Here is a 7,917-nt window from a genome sequence, read left to right as displayed (position 1 = left end):
TTTAATGTTTAGTATGAAGTCTATTAAGGCTGTCCATACTAGGTAAAAACTATTAAATTACCTAGGAGTGTCTGCCTTATGGAAGATTTTCAAGAAAAGTATAATGTATTCCAATCTGCGTTAGAAATACCTGAGCCATGGTATGTTTTTCATCATGAATTAGCCAAGAAAGAACGTACCCTGCATGTCTATATCGAATATAGAAGAGGTGCTGAATTTTCATGTCCCAACTGCGGTGCATCTGGCTGTAAGGTCCATGATATTCAGGATCAAGATCGAACGTGGCGTCATCTTGATTTTTGGCAATACCAAACATTGCTTCATGCAAGAATGCCACGTGTGAAATGTGAATCATGCGGAAAAATACGAACGGTTGAAATTGACTGGGCACGCCCAGGTGCTGGTTTATCCATGTTATTTGAACAACATGTGATGTCATTGATGGTTTATATGCCAGTTGCAGCTGTCGCCCGTAAAGTAGGCGAACATGATACCCGCCTTTGGCGTGTGTTTAACTATTATGTTGATAAAGCGATAGAAAACATTGATGTATCTAATGTAACACGCGTTGCTATGGATGAAACCTCGCGGACAAAAGGACACAAATATGTGACATTGTTTATTGATATAGATACCAAACGACTAATCTTCGTCACCGTAGGAAAGGGAGCCATTGTATTACAAGACTTTTGTGAGTTCCTTGACAGTAAAGGGGTTTCAACATCTCAAATTGAAGATTTTTGCTCTGATATGTCGCCCGCATTTATTTCAGGAATAGAAGAAAACTTTCCAAATGCCTCAATAACCTTCGATAAATTTCATGTGATGAAATTAGTCAATGAAGCACTGGATAAAGTACGACGACAAGAACAAACGTCACAACCTGAGTTGAAAAACCAAGAAAACTTGACAGATAAGCAAGAGGCAAAGTTCTCCAAATTAAAAGATATGGACTTGGCAACGGGACGTGCTTACCGCATGAAATTGTCTCTTCAAAAGATGCGGGGCAGATCAGCCATTATTTCTGAATTCTATTTTGACGAATGGTATAACTGGGCTATTCGCTCGCAACTGGAACCAATGATTAAAACTAGGAAAGTCTTTAAAAAGGCATAAGGCCGGTATCTTAAGATGGTTTCATACTAGGATGACCAACGGGTTACTGGAAGGCATAAATGGTTTAGTCCAGGCTGCCAAAAGAAAAGCTCGTGGCTATCGCACCACAGAAAACTTTATTGCCATGATCTATGCGACGGTTAACAAATTGGATTTAATTGTTGAACAATGACTATAGTTGTTCTTTTATTGCCCGTTTTGAAACAAAAAAGAACGAGTATCAGTATGGAGCCATGTATCGCTCGCAACCGAACCCGTTCCCTTGTCCACTACTATAATCTCCACTCTGAGACGATTTATACATGTATCAGGTGGTGAATGTTGAGTGAGCAATTGAATCTGTTTCCTTGTCCGGTTTTTTATAGATTTATGCCTGTCGAAATGTCACTGTTTCAGTAAAAAAGTGCCCAAATAATGTGTACGGCAATCTAGTAAAAGATGTAATGAATACTAGACTGAATAGAGTACTAGTAAACTACTTTTTCAATACTAAATGGCGAGGAGCCTTAAAATTAAAAGAATTAAAATCATTTACTCATCCCCCTTATTTCACAGTAGCGCTCTTCCCCAAATCCTTGTTGCACATGCGCCCCCCAATAGTTTAAAACTAGTGTTCAAATAATGCCTTCATTTCATCTGGGACTATCTTTACATTCGCAATTTTGTATTCATCTTCATCTTCTAACTTTGGTTTAAACTCAACCAATAGCATTTCTCCATTGGTAAAGGTAAGTAGTTCATAGTTTTTAAAGTTTGCACCAGCGGTTGAAATTTCCCCAAACTGTTGAAATGTATCTCTTGATACATTATCTTCAGTACCTTCGTAAAACAAGGATTGGAACCTACTATAATTTTGATTATCAATTTGAAACTTCATAAGGTGTGTTGCGTTAAATGGAGTATCTGGTTCCACTCTTTCATTACTACAACCTACAAGTGCAATTAAGCAAAGTAAACCTACTACTACGATTTTTTTCATTTCTTTATTCTCCCCCAATACTTCTTGAACATTACTGCTCTTTAACATAAAATCTCTCTACTTTCAATTTTAACATAATATTCCATTGAGACTTTCATTTAAAATAAAAAGATCGCCACAATGGACGATCTTTGTTGAGGATTGGCACCTCGTTCGTTGAATAGTGTATTTAGAAGTCCATATGCGATTAAAATAAAAACAAGAAGGAATAAAAAGAGATAACCCCATACAAACAATAGCTACAATTTTCCCAGTCTTATTAAATTATTCGATAGAACTGTTATAAAAAGCCAGATCATAAAGAAAGTCTATATCTTGAGGAACAAAACATTATAAACCTTCTTTAAATCGCTTCGAGAAAGATATCCATATTAGCACTATTCCAAAGATCAAAAAGACAAAAACAAATATGTTTTCAAAAATACTTGGTATTTTTGCTGTTATGATATTTAAGATAAGCCACCCTTTAGTGAAACAGAGTTACAAAAATGCTTGGAAGAAAACTGTCCCAAAATATATAAAACTCATACTTAAAAAGACAATAACAAATGTAGTAATTCCTCTAGGCAGTTCTCCCCGTAGTAGTAAATCAAAACTAAACCAATAACTATGTGAATTAGTAAAAATATGAATAGCATTAAATCCACCTACAATTCCAATAGTTTATTCTGGGTACTACCTTTATTGAAGAAAAGCTACCCTTTACTTTAAGTGAAATTATTCACATATCCTGATAGCTTTCTTATACTTCAAATTGAATACATAAAAAATATCCCCTTGAAAAAGAGGACCTATCTTACGGATATGTTTAATTGTTGCAAGTCAATAATGAGACCGACTTTTTTCATAAAGTCATAGCCAATAATACCATCAATCTCAAGACCATAATCCATCGAACCTAATTCCACAAGGAAGTTTTGAATTGCTATACCATCGTTAATAGAGATTTGATCTATATTTTTAGTATACACAAACTCAAGTCCACCGACTCCTTGAATTGTTTGAGTGACATCATTTGCTTCTGGTTTAACTCCTATTGTTTCGAGTTTATTAACATTAAAAATTGTTCCAGCAGAACCAGTGTCGATTAGAACATTTTCTAATTTTATGCTTTGTCCACGACAGGTTACTGTAGCCTCTATAAATGGTAATTCTGACAATTCTTTTATCTTAATCATATTTTTCTAAGTCCTGTCCATTTCTTTTCCTGTATATCGAGATCTTCTCTAGATGTATGAAAGAAATAAAGTTCACGATTAGGTTTTTGCTTGTGTAATTCATTATGGCGGCGGAATGCATCCATTGAGTCGTCAAACGAATCTATTACAGCTATGTCATCTACTATACGATAATTACTATCTGAGTGAGCTTCAATTGCTTCAAATACAACCCATTTATCTGGATATACTTTTCGAACTTCTTCCCATAACATTTATACTCCCCCTTTGTGAAGTAGTAATTTCTTACCTTCATTTTATCAAAAATTTCATTCATCTACCTTAAATTTCTGTATTAAAGATAAGTTAGCAATAGGTAAGCATTTGAAGTTATCTCCAACTTTTCCCCTGCTCCGCACCGAACGTGCTAGTTTCCCAGCATTCGGCGGTCCATCTACCAATATGTACTTGATTATAAGTTCCTTGTTACTTAACAATAAATTGAAATTAAATGATTGGTTTTAATCCACACTTTTCACGGAAGTGGTTTAATTTCTCCTTCATAGGTTTTGTTAAATTGAATGTCGTTAAGCGTGAATGTATTGCCTTTTCGTCTGTTTGGTGGATAGCAGTATGTATGTCTTTATGAAGAATTCTTAGGTTGTTGAAAGAGTCATTTCCACCTAGATGCAGTGGAATGTAATGGTGACAGTGAACTTCATGAGATTGTAGGAATACGCCTGTAATTTCACATTTCCCCATTTTCATACTGTATCGACTAATACGATTATCCATATACTCAACACTTCGCGTCTGAATCTTCGATTCCATCAGAAGCGCAATTTCCCGTTGGATATCTAAACGTAGTTGTTTGTGGATTTTTGCTCTTCCCTCTTCTGTAAAAGGTGATAAATTCTGACTAAAATTCATTGCATTTTTCGTTTTTACATCAGCTAGTGGGAAAAGGTAAACATTGGCTATTCTGAATGTCTTAGCTCCTAAGCTATAAAATTTCTTATAGGTTGGTGGAGCATTCGAAGGATGAGTATGTTTTCCAACAGTTTTTAGACGATTGTAACTAAAGGCTCGCACTTCAAAGGCAAGACGTGAGAACTCTGGGTAGACATGGGTAGCACGATTAAAATAGTTATGAATTCCTAAAACAAAACTGTTAAAGAGTAACGCATTTTGAGTAGTTGGAGAGACTTTTAATCTTCGAACGTATTTTTTAAATGTTTCTTTAATTTTACGTTTTTTGTTTTCTTTTAAGCCTGTGTGTGCAACTCTCTTTTTTCCTTTTCTGTTCGCACGGATCGTAAACCCAAGAAATTCGGACTTTCTTTTTCTTAGATTTATAACTTGAGATTTTTCTGGAGAAATATCTAGTTTCAACCGCTGTTTCAAATATAACCTTACAGCATGATACCACTTCTGCGCCGTTTTCCAATCACGACATAGTATTTTGAAGTCGTCCGCATAACGGACAAGGTAGCCCTCTTTTAATTTCGTTCGCTTTTTTGCATATAATTCGCCTTCACGAGTTTTGTATTCTTTAATGAGAGGGAAGAACTCCCACTGTTTCGCTACCCAATGGTCTAAATCATTTAACACCACATTTGAGAGTAGTGGTGATAAAAGCCCACCTTGAGGAGCGCCTTTTGTAGGAACACCTTCTCCGTCTATTTCAGCTTTTAGCATCTTGGAAATACAGGACAAGACCTGGCGGTCATGGATTCCTATATTCCAAAGTTGTTTTATTAGTCGGTTATGATTGATATTGTCAAAAAATCCTTTAATATCAATATCTACCACATAATGAAGCGACGCTTGATTAATGAGGAATTGTACCCTAGCCATCGCATGGTGCGTAGACCGTAAAGGTCTGAAGCCGTAGCTGTGTTTATAGAATCTTGCTTCCATAATGGGTTCTAGTACTTGTTTGAAACATTGTTGAATAATTCTATCTATCATACATGGAATGCCTAGAGGTCTCCATTTGCCATTTTCTTTCTCGATTAATTTCCGCCTTACTTTTTTAGGGCGATAATTCTTTAACTTGTCTTGGATTTCATAAACGATTTCATTTTCCGATAGTACCTTTACATCATCAATCGTTTTCTTATCTGTTCCAGCAGTCTTTGAGCCCTTATTCGTTTTTATCGTTCGATAGGCTAGCAGAATATTTTTCCTAGAAGTAATGATATCGTATAAATGAGAGAATGATTCCTTATTAGACGATTTATCATAGAGTTCAGAAAAAGTTTCTGTCATATCATAGTAATCCCAATATCGTAGCGTTTGCACTGTGGCATCTTCCTCTCTGAGGTGATGTTCCCACATTCTTACCAGATCGGTGCAATTCACGTTAGGAAAATAATCGTTAATATTACTAGACTTGGGGCTGTTCCTCCACTCCCATTACAGAAGGTTCGTCGGTCGTACCCCTACCTTCGCAAGAATAAATACATTTCGTTTTATACTTATAGCAACCATCTAGGATAACAGACCCTGTTTCGATGTTTCTTGCTTCCCAAGTACCTTACAAAGTAGCTATCAATTCTAGAAGTAGGTGCTTCCTTTGAGCCTGTGAGCTGGATACCGCCATTGTTCGGTATGGTGTATTTCATAGGGAGCATTCTTACTCTACACTACTCACCCCTTCGCAAGAAGGTACATAAGTTTCCTTTATGTCCTAACTTTAGACCCTTACCTTCGGAAGTTCGTCAGTTCTTTTCGCTATTAGAACTATTCTCACCGTATCTAGTTTTTCAGCCATGCGGTCTATCCGTCAGCATACCTTTTTCCTATAGAATGGCTTCAGCCTTCGTTCAACCGAATCCACCTGTGCTTCGCACCCTATGACCTGTTAATCATAACGCACGCAGGAGTATTGATGGGATAGTTTCAGGAAACATGGTTCCGTCATTCCTATCCTCCCTTGTAAAGTTAGAATTCATCTAGTGAATTCCCTGCATTTCACGCTTAAAACGCTTATTGCAGAACTTGTCGCGCGCTCCCGTTTGTTCAATTAGCTGAACATTTTCCCAACAGTGATGATGAATATTTCTACTGATAAAAGTATTACATTTAGGGAAACAGTAAAAAAGCTTCTTATTGCAGTTATTTTGTTTTTAATTCCTTTAAAACCTATAACACTTAAAATAAGTGAAATTGCTGTTAATCCCAGTATGATATCCCAAGGTATTGAAAGTGATTTCACATAATTTCCGACGCCACTAAATCCTAATAGTAGAAATAATATCCAACATACCAGACATACAAATAATGAATATAAATTCAACTTATTAGCCAAATCATAGTCCACTCCCTTATTAAATTATCCTGTTCCTTTAGCACAATAGGAGCTGCTGAAAAGACAACTCCTTGTTGAACTAAAGCCACCCGTTAATTTAAGTACATTATTTCACATATTATCAATCGCCCAATAAATTTCATTGTCCTCAGTGCCAATTTTTTTAAATCCTAGTTTTTCTAAAACTCGTATAGATGGATGGTTTTCACTTGAACAACTGGCTGTTATCTTTTTAACCTTTGGTTGCTTCAATCCCCATTTAACCATTGCAATTGCCATTTCAGTTGCATATCCATTACCTTGATAGCCTGGGAGAATACTATAACCCAAGTCCATTTCACCGTTTTTGCCTGGTCCACCCTTAAAACCCATATCCCCAATGATGGTGTTATCTTCTGTGTGTATGATGATACCTTCCCACTCATTTTCTTCTGGGTACTGACTAAACCGTTCAATCTTATAAGGAAGTAAATCCTTATAAATCTCCATAGGATATTCAATGGGGACATTAAAATTTGTTACCTTTTCTAATTGATTATTATCAATTAGAGTAGCTTTCATCATTTCGATTGTGAAGGTAACTAAAGTTAGTCTATCTGTTTTGACATAAGGCATATCCCCCATCCTTTCTATTAAAATCTTTTTTGAACTAGCCTTGCCCCTTTAGTGGAACAAGGATACAATTCCTTATTCAAGGAAAGCACCCGTTTGTTTAATAAGCATTGTAATAGATTTAAAGAAAAAACAATTATATAAGGTCTTTATGGAATATGAATAATTCTCCTTTTCTCCCCATCACTCTTACTCCTTTGTCTTTATACCCGCCTTTCTTATAGACGTACTGTGCAATAGTATTTTTATGATTAACAGCTAAGATAATTTCCTTTTTACTCGGGAAATATTTTTTTACAAACGAATTTAATAATAATAATGACTTCTTGGCTATTCCTTTCCCTTGAAAGGTAGTATTTACTGAATAACCTCTTATTAAAATAGCATCTTTGTTACTGCTATATACCTTAACCCCTTCCCATCCTTGAAGAACAAAAAATCCTGCTGGTTCACCATTAAATAAGATAACAATAGGGTATCTTGTGTTATCATTTTCACATTTTAAAATAGCATTTAAAGGTAAAGGAGCATATCTACTTTGTTCTTTAGATAAATGATAATCGCTTAATTTAGATTTATACTCTTCCTTATAAAAATCAAGAGTTACAGTATCTTTAGTTTGAATAGACATTATAAACAAATCCCCCCATATATAAAACACTATTATTAGTATGCGCTTTAACGTAACGTAAAGGTCAACATTTTATTCATACAGATAGGTAAGGGTTTGAAGTTATCTC

Annotated in this window: 8 protein-coding genes; 2 read left to right on the top strand and 6 right to left on the bottom strand. The window is 35.5% G+C overall.

Annotated elements, in window-relative coordinates:
* The first annotated feature begins 78 nt into the window (after nucleotides 1-78).
* Together RZN25_17485 and RZN25_17480 are read left to right on the top strand one after the other, a co-directional pair.
* Nucleotides 79-1,116, top strand: coding sequence for an ISL3 family transposase (locus RZN25_17485; GenBank protein MEQ6378601.1), 1,038 nt, complete (start codon nucleotides 79-81; stop codon nucleotides 1,114-1,116).
* A 31-nt stretch (nucleotides 1,117-1,147) separates the two neighbouring features.
* A complete protein-coding gene (locus RZN25_17480) occupies nucleotides 1,148-1,288 on the top strand; it encodes a transposase (protein MEQ6378600.1) in 141 nt (46 codons plus the stop codon).
* 435 nt (nucleotides 1,289-1,723) lie between these two features.
* On the opposite strand, the gene RZN25_17475 is transcribed toward RZN25_17480, so the two are convergent.
* The 6 genes from RZN25_17475 to RZN25_17450 form a co-directional block, all read right to left on the bottom strand.
* A complete protein-coding gene (locus tag RZN25_17475; protein MEQ6378599.1) occupies nucleotides 1,724-2,095 on the bottom strand; it encodes a hypothetical protein in 372 nt (123 codons plus the stop codon).
* Nucleotides 2,096-2,886: 791 nt separating this feature from the next.
* A complete protein-coding gene (locus RZN25_17470) occupies nucleotides 2,887-3,273 on the bottom strand; it encodes a retropepsin-like aspartic protease (protein MEQ6378598.1) in 387 nt (128 codons plus the stop codon).
* A complete protein-coding gene (locus RZN25_17465; protein ID MEQ6378597.1) occupies nucleotides 3,270-3,527 on the bottom strand; it encodes a hypothetical protein in 258 nt (85 codons plus the stop codon). Before RZN25_17465 ends, RZN25_17470 begins: the two co-directional genes overlap by 4 nt.
* A gap of 232 nt (nucleotides 3,528-3,759) precedes the next feature.
* The gene (gene ltrA, locus RZN25_17460; protein ID MEQ6378596.1) at nucleotides 3,760-5,556 is read right to left on the bottom strand and encodes a group II intron reverse transcriptase/maturase; all 1,797 of its coding nucleotides are present in this window, start codon (nucleotides 5,554-5,556) and stop codon (nucleotides 3,760-3,762) included.
* 1,120 nt (nucleotides 5,557-6,676) lie between these two features.
* Nucleotides 6,677-7,180, bottom strand: a complete 504-nt coding sequence (locus RZN25_17455) for a GNAT family N-acetyltransferase (protein ID MEQ6378595.1) — start codon at nucleotides 7,178-7,180, stop codon at nucleotides 6,677-6,679.
* A gap of 133 nt (nucleotides 7,181-7,313) precedes the next feature.
* A complete protein-coding gene (locus RZN25_17450) occupies nucleotides 7,314-7,808 on the bottom strand; it encodes a GNAT family N-acetyltransferase (protein MEQ6378594.1) in 495 nt (164 codons plus the stop codon).
* Nucleotides 7,809-7,917 lie beyond the last annotated feature (109 nt).

Source organism: Bacillaceae bacterium S4-13-56 (genome assembly GCA_040191315.1).
Classification (GTDB): Bacteria; Bacillota; Bacilli; order Bacillales; family JAWJLM01; genus JAWJLM01.
The sequence above is the reverse complement of the archived record's forward strand: the minus strand, read 5'-3'. Positions and strand labels throughout refer to the sequence as shown.

Coding starts and splice junctions, on each gene's coding strand:
- RZN25_17485 (MEQ6378601.1), top strand. CDS start 79: ATGGAAGATTTTCAAGAAAAGTATAATGTATTCCAATCTGCGTTAGAA.
- RZN25_17480 (MEQ6378600.1), top strand. CDS start 1,148: ATGACCAACGGGTTACTGGAAGGCATAAATGGTTTAGTCCAGGCTGCC.
- RZN25_17475 (MEQ6378599.1), bottom strand. CDS start 2,095: ATGAAAAAAATCGTAGTAGTAGGTTTACTTTGCTTAATTGCACTTGTA.
- RZN25_17470 (MEQ6378598.1), bottom strand. CDS start 3,273: ATGATTAAGATAAAAGAATTGTCAGAATTACCATTTATAGAGGCTACA.
- RZN25_17465 (MEQ6378597.1), bottom strand. CDS start 3,527: ATGTTATGGGAAGAAGTTCGAAAAGTATATCCAGATAAATGGGTTGTA.
- RZN25_17455 (MEQ6378595.1), bottom strand. CDS start 7,180: ATGCCTTATGTCAAAACAGATAGACTAACTTTAGTTACCTTCACAATC.
- RZN25_17450 (MEQ6378594.1), bottom strand. CDS start 7,808: ATGTCTATTCAAACTAAAGATACTGTAACTCTTGATTTTTATAAGGAA.